Raw genomic sequence first — 25,372 nt, forward strand, 5'->3', positions numbered from 1 at the left:
TAAAAATTCTGTCAATTCATAGCCCTGATTAGTGAATGAGACGTAAACATATGAATTTTATCTATCACATACCCTACACGATAAATGTGTCAGTCATATAAGTCATGATTTCTATGAAATATATATCACGATTCAACAACAAATCTTCTCACTCAAAAGTAATTTAAATCTTTCCCATCATGAAAACTTTTGTCATTGCGACGTAGGTCAGCCATATCTAGATTTAACAAGCTCTCAAAATAGACGAGGTTTAGCACTCCAAAGATAGGATTTTTACATCTATGATGCTAAGTTTACCATCAATTCATCCAGAAAAAGAATTTACAAACTTGCTCTTGTTCTTCATATTTTTTTGAAAATCAAATATAAATTTCCTATGAAAAACTAATTTACAAATATTTTTTCATTTCTAATTAAAAGTATCGCCTTTTACATAAAACTGAGATAAAGAATTCATCGATGCTATGGACAAACATACTGATACTATGTCATTTATTGTGCAGATAGGAAAACTGTCACTCAATCGATATATTCTCTGAATGAATATGGATATCTTTCCCGTATTTATACAATTCTCTTAGAGATTTGTACATATCCATGTGGGAAAAATAGCAAATTATTCCATATCTTGGAAAAGTATTAAATTCCAATTTTTAATGTCAAAAAAAGTTAAAAAGGTTCCATTATATGGATATGTTTGATGACTTGTACGAAATTGCGTGAATCTTTCAAAGATAGTAAATGCAGGTAAAAATTTAGATTATTTATCCACCATGGTGCAGTTGTATTAGTAACTTCATCAATCAGGATTGATAAGACCTTGGTGTGTGAATAAATTCTATTTATTCGGTACTGCAATATGTAATTACTACTATCAACATAAGTGATTTTTCTATAAATACCTTTATTCCTAGACGGATAGAGGTAGAGTATTTTGTCGTTTTTTGTTTATTAATCTTTTTTACATATGAATGTTTTTAACAAAACCCAGAATGTTGACAACAATCTTGCCATTAATTACGGCTCAGGAATTCAAGCAAATCCTCAAGTAGATTTTTCAAAAGATAATATCCAAACCTTTGGCAAATCCAGCTATTATACCCATCAACTAGATGGGAAAGATTACCTCAAAGATTTATCTCATTACTTATCAAAATCAGGGTCAAAAAACCTAGTTTTTATAGATACCGCCATTGCTGACTATGAAAGTCTAGCAGCAAACATTACCAAAGGCGCGGACGTTTTTCTCGTTGATAGTCGTCGTGATGGTATCAAGCAAATTAGCCAAGTTTTATCTCAATATAAAAATATCTCCAGTGTACATATTGTTTCCCATGGGATGAGTGGTGGGATACAGATAGGTAATACCACAATTGATGGTAGTAACCTGAAAAAATACAGCAAACAGCTGAAACAATGGTCATCCCATTTAGCTACAGGTGCAGACATCCTCTTGTATGGGTGTAATGTTGCCGGTAATGAATCTGGTAAAAAGTTTGTACAGCAATTCAGTCAACTAACTCAAGCAGATGTTGCTGCATCAACTGATTTAACAGGTAATCACAAAGCCGGTGGTGATTGGGATTTAGAGTTTCAGGCAGGGAAAATTACTACTACTATTGCTTTTAATGGAGGGGCGATCGCCTCCCAGACAAGTTCCATTGTCAACTATTCTGGAGTCCTAGATTTAGGCACAGGATTAAATGCACAATACTACGATAACCAGAACTTCACCAACCTAGCACTGACGCGCACCGACGCAACAGTCAACTTCGATTGGGGTACAGGTTCCCCCGCAGCAAATATAGGTGCAGACACCTTCTCAGTGCGGTGGACAGGACAAATTCAACCCCGTTACAGCGAAACCTACACCTTCTACACCACAACAGATGACGGTGTACGTCTATTCATCAACAATCAGCAAGTTATCAACCGTTTTGTTGACCAATCTCCCACGGAAGCAACTGGACAAATTACCCTGCAAGCTGGTCAAAAGTATGACATCCGTATGGAGTACTACGAGAATGGAGGGGGAGCAGTTGCTCAACTGGGTTGGTCGAGTTTATCCCAAACTAGGGAAATTATTCCCCAATCTCGTCTGTATACCAGTTCTTCACCCACAGCTAACCTGACTGCAACCAATGTTAGTACTGCTGGTGGTACGAGTTATGAATTTACCGTTACCTACACAGATGATACAGGTGTAAATGTTGCCACCCTCGATAGTCAAGATATCTTAGTCACCGGAACAGGTGGTTTCAGTCAATTAGCAACCTTCGTCGGTGTCAATACACCCAGTAATGGGACTCCTCGGATTGCCACCTACCGGATTACCCCTCCTGGAGGTAGTTGGAACGGTGCAGATGATGGTGTGTATACAATTACCCTACAACCTAATCAAGTCAGTGATATCGATGGTAGTTTTACAGGTTCTTCCACCCTAGGGACTTTTGCAGTTGATGTCACTGGTTTGGGAACTGGACTCAAGGGAGAATACTACGATAACCAGAACTTCACCAACCTCGCACTTATCCGCACCGACGCAACAGTTAACTTTGACTGGGGTACAGGTTCCCCCGCAGCAAATATAGGTGCAGACACCTTCTCAGTGCGGTGGACAGGACAAATTCAACCCCGTTACAGCGAAACCTACACCTTCTACACCACAACAGATGACGGTGTACGTCTATTCATCAACAATCAGCAAGTTATCAACCGTTTTGTTGACCAATCTCCCACGGAAGCAACTGGACAAATTACCCTGCAAGCTGGTCAAAAGTATGACATCCGTATGGAGTACTACGAGAATGGAGGGGGAGCAGTTGCTCAACTGGGTTGGTCGAGTTTATCCCAAACTAGGGAAATTATTCCCCAATCTCGTCTGTATACCAGTTCTTCACCCACAGCTAACCTGACTGCAACCAATGTTAGTACTGCTGGTGGTACGAGTTATGAATTTACCGTTACCTACACAGATGATACAGGTGTAAATGTTGCCACCCTCGATAGTCAAGATATCTTAGTCACCGGAACAGGTGGTTTCAGTCAATTAGCAACCTTCGTCGGTGTCAATACACCCAGTAATGGGACTCCTCGGATTGCCACCTACCGGATTACCCCTCCTGGAGGTAGTTGGAACGGTGCAGATGATGGTGTGTATACAATTACTCTACAACCCAATCAAGTCAGTGATATCGATGGTAGTTTTACAGGTTCTTCCACCCTAGGGACTTTTGCAGTTGATGTCACTGGTGTGGGAACTGGACTCAAAGGAGAATACTACGATAACCAGAACTTCACCAACCTAGCACTGACGCGCACCGACGCAACAGTCAACTTCGATTGGGGTACAGGTTACACCGCAGCAAATATAGGTGCAGACACCTTCTCCGTGCGGTGGACAGGACAAATTCAACCCCGTTACAGCGAAACCTACACCTTCTACACCACAACAGATGACGGTGTACGTCTATTCATCAACAATCAGCAAGTTATCAACCGTTTTGTTGACCAATCTCCCACGGAAGCAACTGGACAAATTACCCTGCAAGCTGGTCAAAAGTATGACATCCGTATGGAGTACTACGAGAATGGAGGGGGAGCAGTTGCTCAACTGGGTTGGTCGAGTTTATCCCAAACTAGGGAAATCATTCCCCAATCTCGTCTGTATAGCACTTCTTCACCCACAGCTAACCTGACTGCAAGCAATGTTAGTACTGCTGGTGGTACGAGTTATGAATTTACCGTTACCTACACAGATGATACAGGTGTAAATGTTGCCACCCTCGATAGTCAAGATATCTTAGTCACCGGAACAGGTGGTTTCAGTCAATTAGCAACCTTCGTCGGTGTCAATACACCCAGTAATGGGACTCCTCGGATTGCCACCTACCGGATTACCCCTCCTGGAGGTAGTTGGAACGGTGCAGATGATGGTGTGTATACAATTACCCTACAACCTAATCAAGTCAGTGATATCGATGGTAGTTTTACAGGTTCTTCCACCCTAGGGACTTTTGCAGTTGATGTCACTGGTTTGGGAACTGGACTCAAGGGAGAATACTACGATAACCAGAACTTCACCAACCTCGCACTTATCCGCACCGACGCAACAGTTAACTTTGACTGGGGTACAGGTTCCCCCGCAGCAAATATAGGTGCAGACACCTTCTCAGTGCGGTGGACAGGACAAATTCAACCCCGTTACAGCGAAACCTACACCTTCTACACCACAACAGATGACGGTGTACGTCTATTCATCAACAATCAGCAAGTTATCAACCGTTTTGTTGACCAATCTCCCACGGAAGCAACTGGACAAATTACCCTGCAAGCTGGTCAAAAGTATGACATCCGTATGGAGTACTACGAGAATGGAGGGGGAGCAGTTGCTCAACTGGGTTGGTCTAGTTTATCCCAAACTAGGGAAATCATTCCCCAATCTCGTCTGTATCTGCCATCTAATCCACCGAGAATTACTTTAGGATCTTCTCCTGCAAGTGTGGACGAAAGTAATGGAACCGTCAGTTTCACAGTGTTACGCAGTGGTGATAATTTAAATGTGACTTCTAGTGTTCAGTATCAAACCATTGCTGAGAGTGCAACTGCGGGTAGTGACTTTACCCCAGTGCAAGGAACATTAGTTTTTGCTCCTGGAGAAACAAGCAAGATTGTGCCAGTACCGATTTTGAATGATACTCTGGCAGAAGTGGATGAGACCTTTAGTTTTGTTATCGATCGTCCAGAGGGTGCAGATTTGGGAACTCAAAGAACCAGAAGAGTTATTCTTGAGGATGACGATCGCACATTCTTAACTTTCTCTGCTCCTGTAGTAAATGAGAATGATGGTACGGTTGTGGTGACGGTGAAGCGGGGTAATACGACCCAGGCTGCTAGTGTAAATTATGCCACTCAAAATGATACAGCTGTGGCAGGTAGTGATTATCTAGCTGTCTCTGGAACTCTGAATTTTGCGGTGGGAGAGCGCACCCAGAATATTACGATTCCCTTGGTGAATAATAATGTTGGTGAGGTAAACGAAAAATTAAGGGTGAATTTCAGTAATGCTGTGAATGTGGGGTTAAATCCTCCCGCAAGCTTAGAAGTTACTATTATCGATGATGACCCCGGTAATTTCACCAGACAGACTGTAGTTTCTGGTTTGAACCAACCCACAGCATTTGATTGGACTCCCGATGGTTCTCGGATGTTCATTGCCCAGAAAAATGGCGTGGTGAAGGTATATAATTATGCCACTCAGGCGGTAACAGATTTTATCGATATCTCTGCTCAGGTGAATGATGTCCGCGATCGCGGTTTACTGGGACTAGCTGTCCATCCCAATTTCTCTACTAATCCCTACGTCTACCTGGGATTTACCTATGATCCACCAGAAGCATACAACAATATCAACCCCAACACCAATTATGATGACCCCGATGGTGCAGGAAATCGTCCTTCCCGCGTGATTCGAGTCACCGTTGACCCCACAACCTTTACGGCAATTGCTGGTAGCGAAGTTGTGCTTCTTGGTACCAATAGTACATGGGCAAATACTAGTCGTCCTGATGGCAACAGTACCGATGACTTCACCATTCCTCCTTCGGGAATTAACCCTGACGGTACAAATGTCCGCGATTACCTAGCAACGGATAGTGAATCCCACACCATTGGAGCGCTACGTTTTGGTACTGATGGTTCCCTCTTCGTGAGTAATGGGGATGGTACATCCTACAACCGTAGAGATGAAAGAGGTGTGAGAGTTCAAGATATTGATAACCTTTCTGGTAAGATACTGCGAATCGACCCCATCACTGGTAACGGTTTAGCTGATAACCCCTTCTACGATGGCAATCCCACAAGCAACCGTTCTAAAGTTTACAATCTAGGTCTACGTAATCCCTTCCGCTTTACAATCAACAAAGAAAATAATACTCCTGTGATTGGGGATGTTGGTTGGGGAGGTTGGGAAGAAGTCAATACCGGACGTGGTGTGAACTTTGGCTGGCCCTATTTTGAAGGTGGCAATGGTAATAGTCTACAACAACCGGATTATGGCAATTTACCACAAGCTCAGGCTTTCTATGCCAGTGGTTCTCCTGTAACTGCGCCAATTTACGCCTATCCCCATACTGGCGGTTCCAACGCGATCGTTATGGGTGATTTCTACACAGGTACAACCTATCCTTCTATCTATCAAGGTGCTTTGTTTATCGGTGATATCAGTAAGGGTACAGTAGATTCACTGAGGTTAGATAGTGCTGGCAATGTTGTCTCCGTGCAACGTTTTGACTCTAATCTCTTGACACCTGTACAAATGTCTAGTGGTCCCGATGGTAATCTCTATTTTGCCAGCTTGTTTGGCAATTCCATCGGTCGCTGGACTCTTGTACCACCATCTACCTAATTCAATACAGGTTTTGGTGAATGGGGGATAAGGTGTAAACATCTTTTCCCCTTTTATCGTATGTATTTGTCTATTACCTGCTGGAGAAGGGGTGCGATCGCTAGGCGAAAAATCCGAAATTTCCCATAAACATTCCTTCTCATCAGTTCAGCGATCGCCGATGTGTTATCGGGGTAGACTTTCTGGGATAGTAGGCTAGCGTGTACACCCTAGTTAGGGTTAGAAATATTTATTTTTAAAATAGATTCAATAATTTGAAATCAACTAAATCCAAAATATCTCTTGAGAAATATATCCTTAGAAAGATATCTTGGGAATTTATTGTAGAAAAAAACTGTATGAAATTATATCTAGATAAATAGATAGATGCATTATCTTATTTTTGCAAATAATATTGCCTAATATTGGTAGGAAGTTTAGCTATAAAAACAATAATCAATAAAATAAAAGAGAAAAATGCCAAGACTTATAGGACAACGCTCTCATACTGGAGCAAATATCATCATTCTCATCACCATTATCGCCATGCTCGGAGCCATCTACGAATACTTTGGCGTTATTAACATTGTTCCTGGTTTTGGTCGAGAGGAACGCTTTTTTCCACAAAAAAGTCAGTCAAACAATGAACAAGTCACTGGACAAACCAATAAGTAAAAATTGCGAGGCATAAATGCGTAAAGGTAGTGATATTATCGATAAAGTAGTCGTCACATACGACGCGGGTAAAAAAATTGAGCGCATTCAAGATTTAATTTTCGATCAAAATCATAATCAAATTTTGGGCTTTTTAGTTGAAGAGAAGGGACTGTTTCGGGATGCAAAAGTGATTCCTCTGCAAGAGGTACGAGCTATCGGGTTAGATGCAATCGTAGTTAACTCTCAAGAATCTGTTGTTGAGGCACATCTCGTCCCTACCATAAAAGAGATTTTGCACCAGAATATTGTCCTCAGAGGTACAAGAATTCTCACCACAGAGGGACTCGATCTCGGCGGACTGGTTGATTTGTTCTTTGATGAGCATAGTGGACTGGTGGAAGGATACGAAGTTTCAGGTGGTGTGTTTGCCGATGCTTACTCTGGGCGATCGTTTGTTCCTGCCCCCGAAACGCTGAAAATTGGTTCCGATGTTGCTTTTGTGCCTCCAGAAACGGCTCAAATGATGGCAGAACAGGTTGGTGGTATCCGAGGAGCCGTTAACGCTACTGAAGATAAATTCCAAGACTCAGCTGAGACTGCTAACCGTAGACTGCAAGCAGCAGTTCAAACTGTAAATCAGCATCTACAGGAAGCAAGGCAGAATGCAAGTGAGCAATTACAGTCTGCAACTGATGCTACTAGCAGCAAACTGCAAGACCTAAATCGAGATGCAACTGCTTCGCTGACAAATAATCTGATTGACCCTGGGGAGCAAAAAATATATGTGATTGGCAAGCATGTTGAGCAGGATGTGCGGACTCCAGACGGAAATGTATTGCTACTGCAAGGACAGGAAGTCACCCTAGTTGATGCAGAAGCCGCCGAACGCTTGGGTATCCTTGATGAACTCTATCGAGCTACCGGTGGCAGTCTAACTGCAAATATCAGCCGCAATCTGCAAGCAGCAATCCAATCTACTGGTAATCAAATTGGGAGCGCCACTCACAGTAGTGTTGCTAATCTACGTCACTCAGTTGATGGGGTGGCTGCACATGTAGCGCTTCTACAAGCAAAAGGGCGTAGAGTCTTGGAAACGGTGCGTGCTAACGATGGCTTAATTATTGCCGCATCTGGGCAAATTGTGACCGAATCTGTTCTCGCTCGTACCCAGGCTTACGGTAAAGAAGTAGAATTACTTAACGCTGCTGGTCTACATCTGGCAAGCACGGCGCATTCTAGCGCTAATGACACTTGGTTAGAAACCAAAGTTCAACTACGCGACGGAGCAAATATTGCTCAAGAGAACCTCAGTAGTTTTTGGCAAACCTTGAAAAAGCAGTCTGAAAAGCTACAAGGACGCAGCGCAAGGGCAATCAAAAAGCAACGGATTGAACAAGCATTGGGTCGTCCAGTTACCCGTGTCATTCTTGACCCAGAAGACAAGGTAATTCTGAATGTGGGCGAACTAATTACCCATCGTGCTGTCCGTCAGGCTGAAGAAAGTGGAATTCTAAATATTTTGCTGAGTTCAGTTTATACTAAGGAGCCAGAAATCTCTGATAAGGAGTTACGTGCATCAGAACACGGAATGGCAGCCCTAGCGCATCAAGGTAATGGGCGATCGCAACTTGAATCTAAATCAATATTGGTAAATTAATGCTCGACTTTAATACCTTAACTGAATTCTCAACTACTTACTGCATTGGAATTTGTGCTTTTTTAATTCCAGCCAATTTACTTGCGACCTCATCAACAATCATTTTTACACTTTTGGGCTATCGGACTATTCAAATCTGGCAAACTGCTTTCATTGCTAGTTTTTTGGCTCTATTGATGATACTGCACGTATTTGCTTGGTTCACAATCGGAGTAGTCATGGCTCCCACATACATTTTATTGGCGCTAGGAAGTATCTGTTTGCTTGCCAATTTACTAGCTATTCTCTCGCACAGACGCTTTTTCTATGGGATTACTTAGTTTAAGTATTATGCAATTGATAGCAGATACTCTTGTTAAATGAAACCTTTTTGAATGAGCCATCGAGGTTGATAATCGTCTCAGTGCTACCGAGAAACAGGTAGCCATCTTTTTTTAATTGCTGTTTTACCTTTTTTAGCAGGTCTTTTTTGGTTGCCATATCATAGTAGATTAAAACATTGCGTAAAAAAATCACGTCAATTTCGGGAAGGGATGACCAAGATTGCATCAGGTTGAGCTGACGAAACTCTGGCATCTGGCGAATTTCATCCTTTATTTGCCACTCACTATCTAACTGATGAAAGTACTTGTCACGGAGATTTTTAGATAGTCCACGGCTAATTTCAAGTCGGTTATAGTGCCCTTTTTGGGCGCGTGCTAATACTTTGGTGGAAAAATCGCTAGCAATTAGCCTTATAGACCAATTGGTAAGCAAGGGAAAATGTTCACGAATTAGCATGGCGATGCTGTAGGGTTCTTGTCCATTCGAGCAAGCAGCACACCAAATGTTGAGCGATCGCTCAGGAGAACGTTTTTTGATTAACTCTGGTAGTATGTATTGTCTCAGTGCTTCAAATGGGTGATGATCTCGAAAGAATGAGGTTTCATTAGTGACTAATGCCTCGATGGTTTGGATGTGAAGATAATTAAAGGGTTGAGTGCGTAGATGTGCCACCAGCTCAGCAATTCCAGCAAATCCTCCTGATTCGGCAATTGGCTGTAAATGTAGCTCCGCCAGATAGCTTTTCTCAGCAGACAACACAACTGCTGAATGCTCATGAACTAATTGACGAAGATACTCAAAATCATTGGCGCTTACGCTTTGAGTCTGTTTCATTACAGACCTGAAATAGGAATTTGATGATCACGAATTCGGTGCATAATTTCACTTGCCATTTGCTCAAGGGGAACAATTTGATCGGCAAGTCCAGCATTAACCACAAAACCAGGCATTCCCCACACTACGCTACTGGCTTTATCTTGGGCTAGCACTTGTCCACCCGCCTCACGGATACACTTACAGCCATGTAACCCATCTTGCCCCATACCTGTAAGGATGACTGCGATCGCGCTACTGCCATAAACCTCTGCTACTGAGCGGAACAGTACATCTACTGAAGGACGACAGGAATTTTCGCTCGGTGCTTGATGAGTTGCAAGTCTAACTACATCTTTGTCACGCTGCACAACTAAATGAAAATCTCCCGGTGCAATCCAAGCTTGTCCAGGTTCTAATACCACTCCCGGAACCGCTTCATTCACTGGGATTTGACATTTAGAAGATAAGCGTTCAGCTAATAGTTTCGTAAACATGGGGGGCATATGCTGCACAATCAGAACGGGAACTGATAAATCGGCTGGAAGCTCTCTAAGCAATACAGTTAGGGCATTAGGTCCCCCAGTAGAAACCCCAATTGCGACAACCTCTACCCCCTGGGGATGGGTGGAAACAGGAAAAACAACTGGATGATCAACCATACTTGGTGTTGTCACTGTGGTAGTTATTGCACCAAATACTTTAATTTTGGGAATTAAATCCCCTTGAATATGTTGATTTATCGCCTCTACACTTCCTAAGTTACTAGGTTTTGTGGAATAATCTGAAGCCCCTAAAGAGAGAGCTTCGAGGGTGGCGATCGCTCCAGTCTGTGTAGAGGTACTGAACATAATCACTGGTAGCTGGGGGTAGATTTGTCGAATCGCGGACAGAGTTTGTAAACCATCCATTTCTGGCATTTCGATATCCAGAATCACAATATCAGGATTGACCTGGGGAATTTTGGCAAGGGCAATGCGACCGTTGGCAGCGACTCCTACCACTTCCAGTTCTGGATCGATGGATAAAATCTTACTGATTCGGCTGCGAACTACTACCGCATCATCAACAACTAGTACCCGAATTTTGGGCATTGGGGATTGGGGATAGGGAAAAACTAATATATAAACTGGCTGACGACTTTTTGCAAATCTACTGCCATACGCGATAATTCTGTAGCTGCCTGTAAGGTATTACTCGTACCAATCGTTGTACTTTGAGTATTCAATGCCACAACTGCGATATTTTTGGCAATATCAGATGTTCCTTGGGCTGCCTCAGCAATATTGCGGTTAATTTCATTTGTAGTTGCTGTTTGCTCTTCAATGGCACTCGCGATCGTGCTTTGAAAGTCGTTGATTTGATTGATAATATCAGTAATCTGAGTGATGGCTTGAACCGCAGCTTTTGTATCTGTCTGAATCGCTTCTATACGTTGGCTAATATCTTCAGTGGCATTTGCTGTTTGTTTGGCTAATTCTTTCACCTCGTTTGCCACTACAGCAAATCCTCTCCCCGCATCCCCAGCTCTTGCAGCCTCAATTGTCGCATTCAGCGCCAGTAAGTTTGTTTGCCCTGCGATCGCCGTAATCACTTTAATTACTTTGCCAATTTCAATGCTGCTTTGACCAAGTTTATTAATTGTTTCATTGGTGCGGTCAGCTGTTTTAACTGCTTGAGTCGTGACTTTTGCCCCTTCTATGACGGTTTTAGCAATTTCTTGAATGCTGGCATTCATCTGCTCTACCGCAGTCAAAATTGTACTGCTATTTTGGCTCACCTGTTCGGCGGAGCTAGATGCTGAGGTTGCCTGTTCAGCAGTTTGTTCGGCGTTTTGAGTCATTTCTGTGCTAACTGCGGTCAATTCTTCTGATGAAGACGCAACGGCTGTTGCAACTTCTGCCATCTGCTTGATTGAAGACTTCAAGCTGCTAATCATCTGATTGGCATTATCTGTGAGTTGCTTAAAATCTCCAGCATTACTCTCCTCAATTTGTTTGGATAAATTTCCTTGGGCAACCACAAGGGTGACTTCATTAATACTTTGAATCTGCTCTTTTAAATTTGTAGACATTTGGTTAAAGTTATCAATTAATCCTTGCCAACTCCCCTCTGCTCCTTTGACAACAGCTTGAGAGCCAAGTTTCCCTTCTGTACCAATTTCGGTTGTTAGGCGAGAAACTTCTTGGGCAAAGTTTTGGTTTAAACTTACCAATTCATTAAAAACTGAGACAATTTCACCTAGTTCATCATTCTCGTTAGCTAAACGGACGCTAAAATCACCATTTCTTACAGATTTCAGTGCTAATAATAACGCTTGCAGTTGCTCTTTTGTGACACCGTTATCACTCGGCGAAGCTACACTAGCCTCGGAGGAAGATTTAGAGTTGGCTGTTTTTGCAGTCCGATTCGTAGTCATTGCAAAGCGCTCCTCAATTACTCGGTAACATGATTTATCAAATTAACATTTAGAATTTTTTGGGGATCTAAAACCAGCAAGAATCCATCTGGGAGAGGGTAACTTCCGGCTAGCATCCAACGAATTTTACCTTTTAAGGTTGTAGGTGGGGGTTGAAACTTATTTTGTGGAAACTCTAAGACATCGCCAACATCATCGACGAACAGACTGACTACTTCATCCTCAAAACTTACAATCAGATTAAATCCCTGGAACTCATCTACAAGTTTTATATTTGATTGTGTCTGTTGTTGGCTCATCTCTAATCGACGTTGCAAATCGATGACAGTAATAATTTGTCCGCGTAAATTAATTAAGCCACAGATATCTGGTGGGGCTAGGGGTATACGAGTTATTGTTTGTGGGCGAATCACTTCTTGAACGTGTCGCACGTTAATACCAAAATAAACTCCTTGAAGAAAAAACGTACAAATTTGTTGTTCAGCCATTAGTCATCAATTGCAGTAAATGAGGGTTAGCAATGCGAATTACAGCCTCAATATCAAGGATTTCTGTAATTTTACCCTGAAATACAGCGCAAAACAGTATACCTGGTCTACTAGAGACACCTGTGATTATCAGTGGTTCTTCTACAATGTCAAGAATGCGATCAACGACTAGTGCCAAGCTGAGTTCTGAGGAGGGGGAGACAATCACTATCTGGAGAGTCTCTGCAAGGTTTGTCTGAATGCGATCGCGGAGATCATTTTTATCACTAGGGGAAAATATCTTGTGCAGGTCAATTAGTGGCAAAATTTTACCGTAAGACTGTATGACATCTTGATTACCTACTTTCTCTACCGCAGAGCAAAGAATCTCTTCAAGGCGAAAGGCAATGGTCAATGGAATGCCCATACGAGCGCCTGCGGGTCCCTCAAACAATAATATTGTTTGGCGATCTATAACTTGCTCTTGGTCTTTTGTCGCGTTTTCAATTAATAACTGCTGCTTTTGTTTTGCGGTTACACCAGAGCGGTTTGCCAAACCCACAATATCAATAATTAATGTTACTGTGCCATCCCCTAGAATAGTTGCTCCCGCAAATAAAGATTGCGCCTTTAATTGTTTTCCTAGAGGTTTCACCATAATGTCTTGGATATCTTCAATTGTGTCTACAACTAATCCAAATTGATAGTTATCAACTTGTACAATTACGAGACTGAACATTTCCAAATTAGTGAGACTATTGGGTATTTGTAATACTTGATTTAAATAAACTAGTGGTACAAGAGTGTCCCGCAAACGATACACAGGGACATCGTAAAATATCTCAATCCGATGAACTGCCTGTGCTTCTAGACGTACTAGCTCTTGTATACTTGCTTGGGGAATAGCATAGCGATCGCCACCACTGGTGACAATTAATGCGGGAATAATTGCCAAGGTTAGGGGAATCTTAATTTTGAATGTTGTTCCTTGTCCTGGCTGGCTATAAATTTCAATCGCGCCGTTAATTTTATCAATATTACTCTTGACAATATCCATCCCGACTCCCCGTCCAGAAAGGTTTGTCACCTGTTCTGAAGAAGAGAAGCCAGGTAAGAAAATTAAGTCTATTGCCTCCGAATCACCCATGGAGGCAACTTCTACAGCACTGACTAACCCCAGTTGCAGCGCTCGTTTTTTTAATTTTTCGGCATCCAGACCACGACCATCATCGCCAATTTCAATATTGACTTTACCACTTTCATGAAAAGCTCTTAAAAATAACCGTCCCACAGACGACTTTCCACAAGCAGTCCGCTCGGTTGGTAACTCAATGCCATGATCTATACAGTTGCGTACTAAGTGAGTTAAGGGATCTTTAATCGCTTCAATAATGCTTTTATCCAGTTCAGTATCTCCTCCCTCCATCTCCAGTTTCACTTCTTTACCGGAAGCGATCGCCAAATCGCGGATGACGCGAGGAAACTTTTGCCAAATGGTACCAATTGATTGCAGCCGAGTTTTCATGATTTCTTGCTGCAACTGGGATGTCAACAGACTCAGGTGTTGGCAAGTAGCATTAAAGCTACTATCGTTAAACTTGGAACTAAATCCCATCACCTGATTACGGGTTAAAACTAGTTCACCCATGAGGTTCATCACCTGATCTAACAAGTTAACATTAACTCTGATCTGTGAAGATTCTGATGCTGTCGGGGTTGAGACTTCTGGAAATTCGTTATTGAAATACGTAGTATCAATATTTGTCTGTGACTCTGGCGGATTAACAACAGATGCGATCGTTGTCTGCTCAGGTGGTTGCAATTGAGTTAAACTCGTAATCAGTGCTGAATAATCGCGATCGCCTTCATGCCTCGTTGCTTCAATTTCCGACAGAATCTGCCGAATGCTGTCAAGTATTTGCAGTAAAGTATTGATAACCGTAGGGGTGATTGCTAGTTGGCGATCGCGTAAAGACGAGAGCAAATTCTCCCCAGCATGAGCAAGTGATTCCAATTTGGGAAATGGTAAAAAGCCGCAGTTTCCTTTAATTGTGTGGAGTGACCGATAAATACGAACTAGGGCTTCTCCTTGTTCTGATACTTTCTCAATAGAAATAATATCTTGTTCAATTTGATTTAGATTTTCATAACTCTCAATCAGGAATGCTTCTATATCATCGTTGATTTCAGTTAACTCCATTGTCTTTTCTGTGAAAAAGTAGATGCTTTGTGTTCATATTAATTTAATTTCAAGCCTCAGCAATATTCCGCTTTCAAATAATGTTTAGATTTTTAATCATGAAAATGATAGTGTTATTTTAATGGTAAACTAATAAATATGCAATCTCATTGTTGCTATTCAACTCGAACTTTCAACAATAATTTGGAAAGGAAGAAAATGTTACAAATGTCAATGATATAGTCATCAGTCTCTCGAATCTTACCAACTTTGGTACTACTCCAACGATTTCAAGCAATTGTATCTCAATATACATCTTAAAGGCATGAGTCTGCCAGAAGCCAATCGGGCAAAGGATGTTCAGCACACGACTATTTTACATTGGCTTAGTCAAGCCAGACTTAACTTAGATAAAATTTAAAATACTTAACTGAGGTTTAGTTATACTCTATGGGACTCACATTTAATTGATTGTTGTTGGCGTAGCCCGGGCTTAAATCTAAATTATCTGGAAGCTTGTCAGATAAATCTTTGTTTCAAAGTATACTTAGCAAAATTCAAGTAAGCTTTCAATCCATGGATTTTAAGGATTTTTAACTTAAACAACAAAATTGAAATGATTATTTATGGTATTGAGGTCATCCTATTAATATTTTAGGTAACTGAATATTAATTAACAATTCTTGAGCTAAAACACAAAAGGGCAGAGATAATGGCATTAGTTTTAATTATTGATGATGCAGCCTTTTCTCGCAGAATGATTCGTAAGTTTCTGCAAGTTGATGGTTACGAAATTATAGAAGCAACTAATGGGCGTGAGGGATTAGAATTAGTTCACCAGCGCCAACCCAATTGCGTATTAGCAGACCTGCTGATGCCAGACATGAATGGGTTTGAATTTCTACAAGCTCTACAAGATGAAGAATTAAAAATTCCCACAATTATCATCTCAGCCGATATTCAAGAAGGCGCACGCAATCAAAGTTATAGTCTGGGGGCTATTAACTTTATTAATAAACCACCGAAAGAAAATGAATTGCGAAAAGCAGTACAGCAAGTTATTAATCCTAAGGAATGAGTTGTGATGAATCTAACAGCAGAACAACTGGATGCACTTCAAGAGTTGATTAATATTGGCATTGGTCGAGCCGCAAGTCTACTAAATGAGATGGTAGACTCTCACATTGGTCTCAAAATTCCATTTGTGAAAGTATTAACTGCTGCTGAAGCCTATCAGGACTTAGCAACACGATTCCACAATGACAGCTTGGCATCTGTAAGACTAGGCTTTACAGGTTCTTTTTCTGGTGCTGCTGGCTTAATTTTTCCTACTGAAAGTGCATCATCACTAGTTGCGGTGCTTACAGGTGAAGAGCCAGGTTCTGCTGAGTTAGATGCGGTGAAAATTGGTACTCTCAGCGAAATTGGTAATATTGTCATCAATGGGGTAATGGGTTCACTGAGTAATGTCCTAAAGCAGCATGTGAACTACACATTACCTGTTTACTTAGAAGATACAATTGAAAGCTTATTATTATCTACCTATGAAAGCGATTCCAAAATATTGCTAGCACAAGCTCGATTCATAATTGAACAGTTAGAAATTATTGGGGATATTATTTTAATATTTCACGTAGGTACATTTGATGCACTCATCAATGCAATTAATGATGAAATTGCAGTTATGTGATCCAGGAAACTTCCTAGCCTAGCTCAATCAAAATATTGAAATCTTCTGCTTAAATGCTAACGATAAAATAATGAATACCATAGAAAAAGCTCATGAACAATTTAGTCTTTTAGATAAAATTCCTTTAGGGGCTTTTGTTATACAGTCAGATTACATTGTTTTATTCTGGAATTGCTGCTTAGAGGAATGGACAAAAATTTCCCGAAGTCAAATTTTAGGAAATTCTCTTCATGAATATTTTCCTCATTTGAATCAGCCTCGTTATACTAGTCGCTTAGAGCAAATTTTTCAAGGTGGACCTCCCGCAATTTTTTCTTCTCAACTGCATAAATATATTATTCCGATACCGCTATCTGAAAATAAATATCGCATTCAGCAAACAACAGTAACTGCTGTGTCTGCGTTGGATGAAAATAGGTTTTATGCTCTCTTCTCAATTGAAGATTTCACAGATTTAACTTTTCGAGTTCAGGAATATAAAAATTTACGAGATCAAGCACTAGCACTAGCAGAAGATCGCCAGATAGCGCAAGAAGCTGCTGAATCTGCAAACCGCATTAAAGATGAATTTCTCGCAATAGTTTCTCATGAACTTCGTTCTCCTCTTAATCCAATTTTGGGTTGGGCAAAGCTACTGAAAAATAGCTCATTAAACGAAGCTACTACTGTGCGTGCCATTGAAACAATCGAACGCAATGCTTTACTACAGGCTCAATTGATTGAAGACTTGTTGGATATCTCCCGCATTCTTAGAGGCAAACTAGCACTTAATTTAGAAACGGTTGATCTTGCTTTTATTATTGAAGCAGCGTTAGACACAGTACATTTAGCGGCAGAAGCCAAGTCGATTCAAATTCATCTTTATCTAGGTCTAAAAATTGGACAAGTTAAAGGTGATGGTAGTCGTCTTCAACAAGTTGTTTGGAATTTACTCTCTAACGCCATTAAATTCACTCCATCCGGCGGAAAAGTCGAAGTCTACTTAGAACAAATTGATTCTCAGATAGAACTCAGAATCATTGATACGGGCAAGGGTATTAATCCTGATTTTCTGCCGCACGTATTTGAGTATTTCCGTCAGGCAGATAGTAGTACAAGCCGAAGTTCTGGTGGATTAGGACTTGGTTTGGCGATTGTGCGTCAACTTGTCGAACTGCATGGTGGTACAGTTTGGGCACAAAGCCCTGGCGAGGGGCAAGGGGCGACATTTACAGTTTGCTTACCAGTGGTTCAACAGAGTCTGGAATTTAAAATTGAAGATCAGAACGCCTCTGACGATCTCTATCCATCTTCTATGCTTTATGCTCCCCTAGAAGGGATACGGTTATTAGTTGTGGATGATGATGCTGATACGCGGGAGTTTCTTGTCTTCCTATTGGAGCAGTATGGAGCGATCGTGGCAAGCGCAGCATCCGCCAGCGAAGCATTCGCCATAATACCAGTGTCAAAACCCGATTTGCTGTTGAGCGATTTGGGTATGCCAGAAGTTGATGGCTACGCTTTGATCAAAAAACTACGAGCAATGTCTGCTAATCAAGGTGGACAGATTCCCGCGATCGCCCTAACTGCTTATGCCGCAGAAACTACACAAAAACAGGTTTTAACCGCTGGATTTCAACTTCATATCACTAAACCAGCCGATCCCTCAAAACTTGTGGCTGCAATTGCAGCACTTGTTGGTATGAGACAAGATACAAGTAAAAAGTAGCAAGATACTTTGAAGCGATCGCCAACTTATGCGGCACGTTATACCACCGATGTAGACGATAAACGAGCAGAAGGGATAGCAAAAAAATTCCGGCAGACGAAGATTTATTTAAGCTTTACGTCTGAATCTACGCCACTGCGATCGCAAATACCGCCACTGCTCTGCCATGTGTAAAAACACCGCCGCCAAAAAAGTATAACCCAACCAAAAATGTAAATTTCTACCCAGTGCCCCCAACTGTGGATCTACGGGAAAAAGCCGGGGTAAAACAATCGGAGTCGCAAAAACTACCACATCATGATTACCAGCATTGGACATCATATAACCACTGATGGGCATAAACAACATAAATCCGTACAAAAAACTATGCAAAATTAAACTTTGCCACCATTCCCTAGTTGCTTTTGGCTTACGGTAACGATACTTATGTCGTAAAACAGCTAACAAGACAACGATTCTTGCTAGTAATAAGCTCATCACTACCACACCCAAGGTTTTATGAAAGTCGTAAAACAACCTCCGATAGGGAGCATCCCCCAAGAAGTTTGCCATATAAGTACCACCAATAAATAGCAGCAGAAAAAAAGCTGCCATCAACCAATGCAGAAACCACAAACGTTGAGCCGCAGATTTTTTCTTAACTGGTTTTACTGTGGTCATTTTTACTACTCCTAAATATCAAGACTCGCTGCAAAATGCGGGAAAGCTAAAACCGACGTTGCATTTATCTTGCTGTATGCAAGTTCATCAGTGAGTATTCCTATAAAATATCTGAAAAATATATATTAGGGTAGCAAGGCTAAAGAGTTTTTGCATATAAGCATCATATTTGACTTTTGAAAAACATCTAGGGTACTGTATAACTCTAGTGGTGAGCTACAGCGAAGCTTGACAAGCCTAAAATATTACATCCAAGTCAAAGCGCGGAAACGTCAAATTTTTTCTATAGTATCATTGCAGCGTACCATCTCACCACAACATCTAGTACCTTATCGTATAAGTTGTGATAGGTAAAAAATGTGTACTGGGAGTGTCTCGCTCCCAAATTTTAGGAATTAGACAATACTTCCGCGTGAATCGTTCGCAGAGCATCTTCTCAGGAGATACGCTGCCAGCAGTAAAGTATCAAAATTAAGTAGGATAGACCTCTAGGTTTTTTTAATCACCAAACCAGAGCTTCTATAGCTTTTTTAGGATAAAACTTATTATCCCATAAAAGATGCAATCCCACAGAATATACCTGTGAGTTGCAATTATTATATAAATATAATTTTAAGTATTGGGAACCTATCTATAAAAACTGAATAGCCATGCTGTAGGAGGAGCGAGAGTAAAATTGTCTTTTTCTCAAGTCATCAGACTATGCTGAGATTTATTTTGGACACTATTCACACAAAAAATAATGTGATCACGAATAGCACGCTCATAAACCACTGTCTGCTTGGTGCGTATTCCCACAGGCTGATAGACCAACTTAATATCGGGAAAATCAGACCAAGACATTAAAAAAATATCTTTAGCAGGAGTAGTGATTTCATAACTATTTTCTTGTATTTTCTTCTGAAGTCTACAATTATTTAGTCGTAACTTCTGTCTAAACAATTGTTCAAATTCTGTAACAAGACTAGAAGAGCTTTCCATGATTTATACACGTTAAAACGTGTGGCGTGATAAGAAATATCAGATGATATTAATCAGTATAACACTTCAGCTATACTCAAAACTGCTAAAATCTATACTTGTATCATGGTAAACATAACTTATTAATTTTCCCCGTATTATACCTTAGGCTATCCCTTTAATTTCATACTCACGCCCGAATCACAGTAATAGTACGCTGATTCTCCGTCACCACAACCTGAGTAGATAAACGTTCTTCCATTGGTAGGGCATTTTTCCGCCTATCAAACACAAACAACCAACCAAAATCCAACCCCAAACGCCCTAAATAGGATTCTAGCTGCTCAATCCCTTCCCCTTGGGGGTCACGCTTTTTCTCTCGCCATACCTTTAACTCAATACCTAGGGTGACATCTCTGTAACGCAGACATAAATCCATTCTGTCACTACCAATGGCATATTCCCTTTCTGCCGCGTTAAAATTTCTCAGGGTTACAAGGACCTGCAATATTAAACCAGCGAGACATGGGATTTGGCAGTTAGCGGACACTTTGAGTTTAGACGATTTTGGGTTTGAGGATTTTTGTTTCAACTTTGTGGAAGTCAACTAGTATAAATACGATAATTAGTAAATAAGTAATCTTTCTAGCCTTTGATAATGACACTTCCATCACCAAATAAAGTCGATGAATTATTTTCTGAATGGGATAAACCAGGCTCTCCTGGTTTTGCTTTAGCCATCATCAAAGATGGTAAGACTGTCTATAAGCGCGGCTATGGTATGGCTGACTTAGAACACAACATAAAGATTTCTCCAAATTCGGTCTTTGATATTGCCTCAACCTCCAAGCAGTTTACAGCGATGTGCATTGCTTTACTTGCAAGAAAGGGGGAACTTTCTTTAGATGACGAGATCCAAATCTACATTTCAGAGATACCCAGATATGAGTATCCCATTACTGTGCGGCATCTGATTCACCACACAAGCGGCATTCGTGATTACCTAACCCTCATGGAATTGGCAGGAATGCGATGTGAGAATGAGTATCCTGAGAACGAAATCATTGGTTTAATAGCTCGTCAAAAAGAATTAAACTTCAAGCCAGGAGATGAGCATTTGTACAGCAACTCAGGATATTTTCTTTTGGCAGAAATTGTAAAACGTGTCTCTGGAGAATCTCTGGCGGTTTTTGCTGATCAGCATATTTTCAGTCCGCTTGGGATGAAGACAACTCACTTTCACGATGATTTCACAAGGATTGTTAAGAATAGAGCGATCGGCTACTCTGTGAGGGACGAAGGTAGCTTTCGGATTGATATGTCTATTTTTGATGTCGTGGGTGACGGTGGTATCTATACCACAGTTGAGGATCTATGTATCTGGGATGAGAATTTTTACCAAAACAAATTAGGAGGATATGGGCAAAACCTGATCGAAGAAATCATTACACCTGGAAGATTGAATAGCGGCGAAGGGATAGATTATGCCTTTGGTTTAGTTATAGGGCATTACCGAGGATTAGAAACCATCAGCCACAGTGGTGGATGGATGGGTTACAGATCACAGATGCTTCGATTCCCCAAACAGAGATTCTCTGTAATTTGCTTGTCAAATTTGGGCAGCGCTAAACCGCCAGAACTTGCCAGAAAAGTTGCAGATATCTACTTAGTTGATGACTTTACTGAGCAAAGCATAGAATCTGTAAGCCGCCAAACCCAAATAAGAGAAATTCCATCGGTTGATTTAGAGAGCAAGACTGGCTTTTATCAAAACCTAAAAACAGGAACCGTTTGGGAGTTATTGGTAAAGGATGGAAAATTAATCGTGGAATTTGCCGGAATGAGCTTTACACTTGCTCCTGTGAGTTCAAGTCATTTTGTCATAATGGATATTCCTTCTAATCCCGATGTTGAATTTGAAGAGTCAGGTTTAGATGAACCCTCTCATCTTTACGTTTGTGTGGATGGCAAACGACGGGACGTTTTCCAACGGCTAGACTTTGCTCCTCCTGATTCTGAACAGTTGATGGATTTTACAGGAGAGTATTATTGCCAAGAGTTAGATGTCACCTACAGAATCAGTATAGAAGATGGAGAGTTGCTGCTAAATCGAAAAAATTCTCTTCGAGAAACCCTCAAACCAATTAACAAGGATTTACTGAAAGGGATGGACATCACTTTGCAGTTTTTCCGTGATGGCTTACATCAAGTGACTGGATTCAATATGAGCGCAGGATATGGAAGTGTCAGAAACATTCAATTTGTGAAATAAAAAACGCGCTCAATAATCTCATTACACTGACTTGAAAAAGCAGGGGAGCTGGGGGACAAGGGAGAAACAATTAATGCCCAATGCCTATTTTCATCTGTCCTGGTGTACGCAGTTCATGACGGCTACTTACTAAATAATTAATTAACCTGAGTTGATGAGTTGTAAAGCCTGAAACTCCTACCCAGTATTCTTTAAAAGAATCAAGAGTTTCTAAAAAACTCGAAGCTTATTGAGAATAAAATCAGCAACTCTTGAATTTATTGATTATTAACTTTGTTCTCAACTAATAATTGAAGTAACTTTGAACCTTAGCTTTCAAAACCTTTGATTTACAAGGATTATAGCATTTCAAATATGTCGAACTCACGTTAATTACGGCAATTTGCGTCTTGGTAAAGAGAAAAGGCGATTTGATATTTCAATATCAAAGAAAAATTAAATCTAACCCATTTTCTCATACTTTTCTTAACTGCGAACGCTCAAATCAGTTAATATAGTCTCCTTCACTTGGAAATGATTAATTATCTAAGTAACAATCTTGCTTTTCAATAAGTCTGAAAAGGCTAAAACTCAGATGATAAAATCAATTATCTCACAGAGAAACCGCGATTTTTTGGCTGGTAATTACCAAGCTCAACAGTAAAATTGACTCGATGGCTCAACTCACCACTTTTCACAATTAATTCCCACTTTCCAGGATGCAGAGACCAAAATATAGCTTGTTGAGTTCCTTCATCTATTTTACTACCATTCAGCCACCACTCCACCTTCTCCTGGGGTGTTTTTACTAACTTTAATTGTAGTTTATCCTTACCAATATTTCCTGGTGTAACTAAGAAGATATCTTGATTTTGGGGAGATGCTAATTTGAAGGAACTATCTAAATTTTCCCTCACTAAACTTTGCCCTTGGTGGTAATTAGCGACATCTTCCTTAAAGAAATATTCCTGTACCACGGAACTACATTTATCTGTTGGTTTTAAACCTGTCTCTGCACAAATTGGTAGTTGTACCATTCCCTGGGGGGGAGAAAATTCCTCAGGTTCTTGCTGCTCGTGGAGATGTAACATGATGCGATTCCACAAAGGGGCAGCACCTGTAACACCTGATACTTGCTTCATCGGTTCACCATTAAAATTACCTACCCAGGTGGCAACGGTATAATCTTTACTAAAACCTACTGTCCAAGTATCGCGGTAATTAGAGGAAGTACCTGTTTTCACGGCTGCGGCAAAGGGTAAATTTAATACTGAGTCTACACCGAAAGCGGTGGCACGAGCATGGCGATCGCTCAACATATCGCCGATCAATTGCCATGTCTTGCTAGGTGGTGGGGGGTTGGGAGTCGGAGCGGAAGAAATTATGGGAGTTAAAGGTAATTTTTGTCCCTGATTTGCCATGGTTAAATAAGCTTGGGTGAGTTCCCATAAATTCACTTCCCCACTACCTAAAGTTAAACCTAATCCATAGTGTTCTGCACTTTGATTGAGATTTTGAAATCCTAATTCTTTTAATCGTTCAAGAAAGCTATGTACCCCAACTTTTTCTAATACTTTGACTGCCGGAACATTCAAGGAATTAGCTAGGGCTATTCTAACTCTCACATTGCCGAGAAAATTTTTAGTATAATCGGTGGGGCTATAAAGTTTAGCTCCGGGAATTGCGTAGTGGGTGGGAACATCTGCAAGGAGAGAATTGGGTTTAATTACTCCCTTTTCTAAGGCTAATTCGTAGAGGAAAGGTTTTAAGGTGGAACCTGGTTGTCGCAGTGCTTGCACACCATCATTTTTACCGATATTTTCTTGGCTAAAATAGTCAGGAGAACCAACGTAAGCTAGTACTTCTCCCCGATGGTTATCTACAACTAATGCTGCACCGTGGTGAACATTGTTATTTTTCAAATTAGCGAGAATTTGCCGTAATTGCGCTTCCGTAAATTGTTGTAATTCTCTATCAATTGTCGTGACAATGGGTGCAGAAGTCTCAGAATTACTTTCCCCTTGCTTTGCTAACCAAAAGAGAAAATGGGGAGCGGCAATAATTCCCTGTTGTCGTTGAAAAACTACTTTTTCTATAGATGCTAATTTCCCATCCTCCTGACTAATATATTTATCCTGAATCATCCTTCTCAACACATATTTTTGGCGTTTTTTTAACCGTTGCCAATGTTGATAGGGATTGAAATAGGTGGGGTTATTGGGAATTGCTGCAAGTAAACTTGCCTGTGCTAAATTTAAATCCTTGGCGGGTATGGAAAAATAAGTACGAGCTGCTGCTTCTACACCATAGATATTTCCTCCCATGGGTAAACGATTGATATATGCAGCGAGAATTTCATCTCGATTCATCCCTGCAAATAATCGCCATGATGTCCATATTTCCTGGATTTTACCTGATAAATTCCGGGGTGAACCATCTAACATCCGCGCTAATTGCATGGTAATAGTGGAAGCACCAGAGGTAATGCGCTTAGTATAAATTGCATCTTGAGTTGCGCGGGCGATCGCCTTTAAATCTAAGGCTCCGTGATGGTAAAAGTCTCCATCTTCAGCAGCAAGAATTGCCTGGATAAATATTGGTGAAACTTGCTTGAGGCGAACAACTGCTGTATGCTCTTGGTCACGGGTGAGAATGGTTCCTAAGGGTAAACCGTTTCTATCGGTAAATTCTAGAGATAATCGAGTTTGGGCAATATCTGCGCTGCGAAGGGGTGCAAGATAGGGTATGAAGCGCACAAATAGACATAGTAATATGACTGAGATAGCTATCTTGACTGATTTGTGACGGATTCGTAACTGGGGAAAAAAGGGTAATCTGTTAACAAGTTTCATAAAAATATTTTTATTATCTAAATATGAACACAATCGCCTCTGGGAGAATTCCGAAAGGTATCACCTCGATATCTCTGAAATTCAACTGCGAAGGAGCAAATCTAGGAAAGAAATTAATAGCAGAGAAGGTTCGGTAAGATTATGTTGCAAATATCTGGAAGCTTATCTTTTCTTAATATCCTATGGTTTGATTGTTGGGTGACAGAGAATGGAATCGGTTAAAAGCTGAATCTATCCTTTAATTTTAAATCCTATCCTCTGACGGGAAATCAGTACAAAAAGTTGCAATAAATTTACATTTTTTAAACTCCGATGAAAATAATTTAAATATAAAAAGTTATCTCATATTT

At 40.8% G+C, this 25,372-nt stretch carries 16 protein-coding genes and 1 pseudogene; 8 read left to right on the top strand and 9 right to left on the bottom strand.

Annotated features, from left to right (window positions below):
* Positions 1 to 967: 967 nt before the first annotated feature.
* The 4 genes from IJ00_RS26890 to IJ00_RS01545 all read left to right on the top strand — a co-directional run bounded on the left by IJ00_RS26890 (position 968) and on the right by IJ00_RS01545 (position 9,019).
* On the top strand, positions 968 to 6,406 hold the full coding sequence (locus tag IJ00_RS26890) for a PA14 domain-containing protein (protein WP_052754354.1): 5,439 nt from the start codon (positions 968 to 970) through the stop codon (positions 6,404 to 6,406).
* Positions 6,407 to 6,862: 456 nt separating this feature from the next.
* The gene (locus IJ00_RS01535; RefSeq protein ID WP_035149336.1) at positions 6,863 to 7,060 is read left to right on the top strand and encodes a hypothetical protein; all 198 of its coding nucleotides are present in this window, start codon (positions 6,863 to 6,865) and stop codon (positions 7,058 to 7,060) included.
* A gap of 16 nt (positions 7,061 to 7,076) precedes the next feature.
* Entirely contained in the window at positions 7,077 to 8,699 is a 1,623-nt protein-coding gene (locus tag IJ00_RS01540) for a PRC-barrel domain-containing protein (RefSeq protein WP_046814688.1), read from the top strand.
* A complete protein-coding gene (locus tag IJ00_RS01545; RefSeq protein ID WP_035149338.1) occupies positions 8,699 to 9,019 on the top strand; it encodes a hypothetical protein in 321 nt (106 codons plus the stop codon). The genes IJ00_RS01540 and IJ00_RS01545 overlap by 1 nt, the downstream gene beginning before the upstream one ends.
* A 1-nt stretch (position 9,020) precedes the next feature.
* On the opposite strand, the gene IJ00_RS01550 is transcribed toward IJ00_RS01545, so the two are convergent.
* Genes IJ00_RS01550 through IJ00_RS01570 form a run of 5 tightly spaced genes read right to left on the bottom strand, consistent with a single transcriptional unit; the run spans position 9,021 to position 14,922 of the window.
* Positions 9,021 to 9,857, bottom strand: a complete 837-nt coding sequence (locus tag IJ00_RS01550) for a protein-glutamate O-methyltransferase CheR (protein ID WP_035149341.1) — start codon at positions 9,855 to 9,857, stop codon at positions 9,021 to 9,023.
* Positions 9,857 to 10,930, bottom strand: coding sequence for a chemotaxis response regulator protein-glutamate methylesterase (locus tag IJ00_RS01555; RefSeq protein WP_035149344.1), 1,074 nt, complete (start codon positions 10,928 to 10,930; stop codon positions 9,857 to 9,859). The genes IJ00_RS01550 and IJ00_RS01555 overlap by 1 nt, the downstream gene beginning before the upstream one ends.
* A gap of 23 nt (positions 10,931 to 10,953) precedes the next feature.
* Positions 10,954 to 12,255, bottom strand: a complete 1,302-nt coding sequence (locus IJ00_RS01560; protein ID WP_035149347.1) for a methyl-accepting chemotaxis protein — start codon at positions 12,253 to 12,255, stop codon at positions 10,954 to 10,956.
* A 17-nt stretch (positions 12,256 to 12,272) separates the two neighbouring features.
* Positions 12,273 to 12,743, bottom strand: a complete 471-nt coding sequence (locus tag IJ00_RS01565; RefSeq protein ID WP_035149349.1) for a chemotaxis protein CheW — start codon at positions 12,741 to 12,743, stop codon at positions 12,273 to 12,275.
* Positions 12,736 to 14,922 (bottom strand): chemotaxis protein CheA, encoded by a 2,187-nt coding sequence (locus tag IJ00_RS01570; RefSeq protein ID WP_035149352.1) that lies wholly within the window; start codon positions 14,920 to 14,922, stop codon positions 12,736 to 12,738. Before IJ00_RS01570 ends, IJ00_RS01565 begins: the two co-directional genes overlap by 8 nt.
* A gap of 691 nt (positions 14,923 to 15,613) precedes the next feature.
* Between IJ00_RS01570 and IJ00_RS01575 the strand changes: the two genes are divergently transcribed.
* The 3 genes from IJ00_RS01575 (at position 15,614) to IJ00_RS01585 (ending at position 18,299) form a co-directional block, all read left to right on the top strand.
* Positions 15,614 to 15,979 carry a PleD family two-component system response regulator gene (locus tag IJ00_RS01575; protein ID WP_035149354.1) on the top strand — a complete coding sequence of 122 codons (366 nt, stop codon included), beginning with the start codon at positions 15,614 to 15,616 and terminating at the stop codon, positions 15,977 to 15,979.
* 6 nt (positions 15,980 to 15,985) lie between these two features.
* On the top strand, positions 15,986 to 16,591 hold the full coding sequence (locus tag IJ00_RS01580; protein WP_035149357.1) for a chemotaxis protein CheX: 606 nt from the start codon (positions 15,986 to 15,988) through the stop codon (positions 16,589 to 16,591).
* Positions 16,592 to 16,661: 70 nt separating this feature from the next.
* On the top strand, positions 16,662 to 18,299 hold the full coding sequence (locus tag IJ00_RS01585) for an ATP-binding protein (RefSeq protein WP_035149360.1): 1,638 nt from the start codon (positions 16,662 to 16,664) through the stop codon (positions 18,297 to 18,299).
* A gap of 108 nt (positions 18,300 to 18,407) precedes the next feature.
* Here the strand turns inward: IJ00_RS01585 and IJ00_RS01590 are convergent, their stop codons facing one another.
* The 3 genes and pseudogenes from IJ00_RS01590 to IJ00_RS01600 form a co-directional block, all read right to left on the bottom strand.
* Complete coding sequence (locus tag IJ00_RS01590; protein ID WP_035149362.1) at positions 18,408 to 18,959, bottom strand: cytochrome b; 552 nt, start codon at positions 18,957 to 18,959, stop codon at positions 18,408 to 18,410.
* A 687-nt stretch (positions 18,960 to 19,646) separates the two neighbouring features.
* On the bottom strand, positions 19,647 to 19,940 hold the full coding sequence (locus IJ00_RS01595; RefSeq protein WP_035149364.1) for a hypothetical protein: 294 nt from the start codon (positions 19,938 to 19,940) through the stop codon (positions 19,647 to 19,649).
* Between the two features lie 169 nt (positions 19,941 to 20,109).
* Positions 20,110 to 20,388 (bottom strand): annotated as a pseudogene (locus IJ00_RS01600) (ATP-binding protein); the annotation flags it as partial.
* 189 nt (positions 20,389 to 20,577) lie between these two features.
* Between IJ00_RS01600 and IJ00_RS01605 the strand changes: the two are divergent.
* Complete coding sequence (locus IJ00_RS01605) at positions 20,578 to 22,191, top strand: serine hydrolase (protein ID WP_035149370.1); 1,614 nt, start codon at positions 20,578 to 20,580, stop codon at positions 22,189 to 22,191.
* 587 nt (positions 22,192 to 22,778) lie between these two features.
* Here IJ00_RS01605 and pbpC read toward each other — a convergent pair.
* Positions 22,779 to 25,022, bottom strand: a complete 2,244-nt coding sequence (pbpC, locus tag IJ00_RS01610) for a penicillin-binding protein 1C (RefSeq protein ID WP_035149372.1) — start codon at positions 25,020 to 25,022, stop codon at positions 22,779 to 22,781.
* Between the last annotated feature and the right edge of the window lie 350 nt (positions 25,023 to 25,372).

Source organism: Calothrix sp. 336/3 (genome assembly GCF_000734895.2).
Classification (GTDB): Bacteria; Cyanobacteriota; Cyanobacteriia; order Cyanobacteriales; family Nostocaceae; genus 336-3.

Coding starts and splice junctions, on each gene's coding strand:
- IJ00_RS01590 (WP_035149362.1), bottom strand. CDS start 18,959: ATGACCACAGTAAAACCAGTTAAGAAAAAATCTGCGGCTCAACGTTTG.
- IJ00_RS01580 (WP_035149357.1), top strand. CDS start 15,986: ATGAATCTAACAGCAGAACAACTGGATGCACTTCAAGAGTTGATTAAT.
- IJ00_RS01555 (WP_035149344.1), bottom strand. CDS start 10,930: ATGCCCAAAATTCGGGTACTAGTTGTTGATGATGCGGTAGTAGTTCGC.
- IJ00_RS01575 (WP_035149354.1), top strand. CDS start 15,614: ATGGCATTAGTTTTAATTATTGATGATGCAGCCTTTTCTCGCAGAATG.
- IJ00_RS01540 (WP_046814688.1), top strand. CDS start 7,077: ATGCGTAAAGGTAGTGATATTATCGATAAAGTAGTCGTCACATACGAC.
- IJ00_RS01570 (WP_035149352.1), bottom strand. CDS start 14,922: ATGGAGTTAACTGAAATCAACGATGATATAGAAGCATTCCTGATTGAG.
- IJ00_RS01560 (WP_035149347.1), bottom strand. CDS start 12,255: ATGACTACGAATCGGACTGCAAAAACAGCCAACTCTAAATCTTCCTCC.
- IJ00_RS01535 (WP_035149336.1), top strand. CDS start 6,863: ATGCCAAGACTTATAGGACAACGCTCTCATACTGGAGCAAATATCATC.
- IJ00_RS01585 (WP_035149360.1), top strand. CDS start 16,662: ATGAATACCATAGAAAAAGCTCATGAACAATTTAGTCTTTTAGATAAA.
- IJ00_RS01550 (WP_035149341.1), bottom strand. CDS start 9,857: ATGAAACAGACTCAAAGCGTAAGCGCCAATGATTTTGAGTATCTTCGT.
- IJ00_RS01545 (WP_035149338.1), top strand. CDS start 8,699: ATGCTCGACTTTAATACCTTAACTGAATTCTCAACTACTTACTGCATT.
- IJ00_RS26890 (WP_052754354.1), top strand. CDS start 968: ATGAATGTTTTTAACAAAACCCAGAATGTTGACAACAATCTTGCCATT.
- IJ00_RS01595 (WP_035149364.1), bottom strand. CDS start 19,940: ATGGAAAGCTCTTCTAGTCTTGTTACAGAATTTGAACAATTGTTTAGA.
- IJ00_RS01605 (WP_035149370.1), top strand. CDS start 20,578: ATGACACTTCCATCACCAAATAAAGTCGATGAATTATTTTCTGAATGG.
- IJ00_RS01565 (WP_035149349.1), bottom strand. CDS start 12,743: ATGGCTGAACAACAAATTTGTACGTTTTTTCTTCAAGGAGTTTATTTT.
- pbpC (WP_035149372.1), bottom strand. CDS start 25,022: ATGAAACTTGTTAACAGATTACCCTTTTTTCCCCAGTTACGAATCCGT.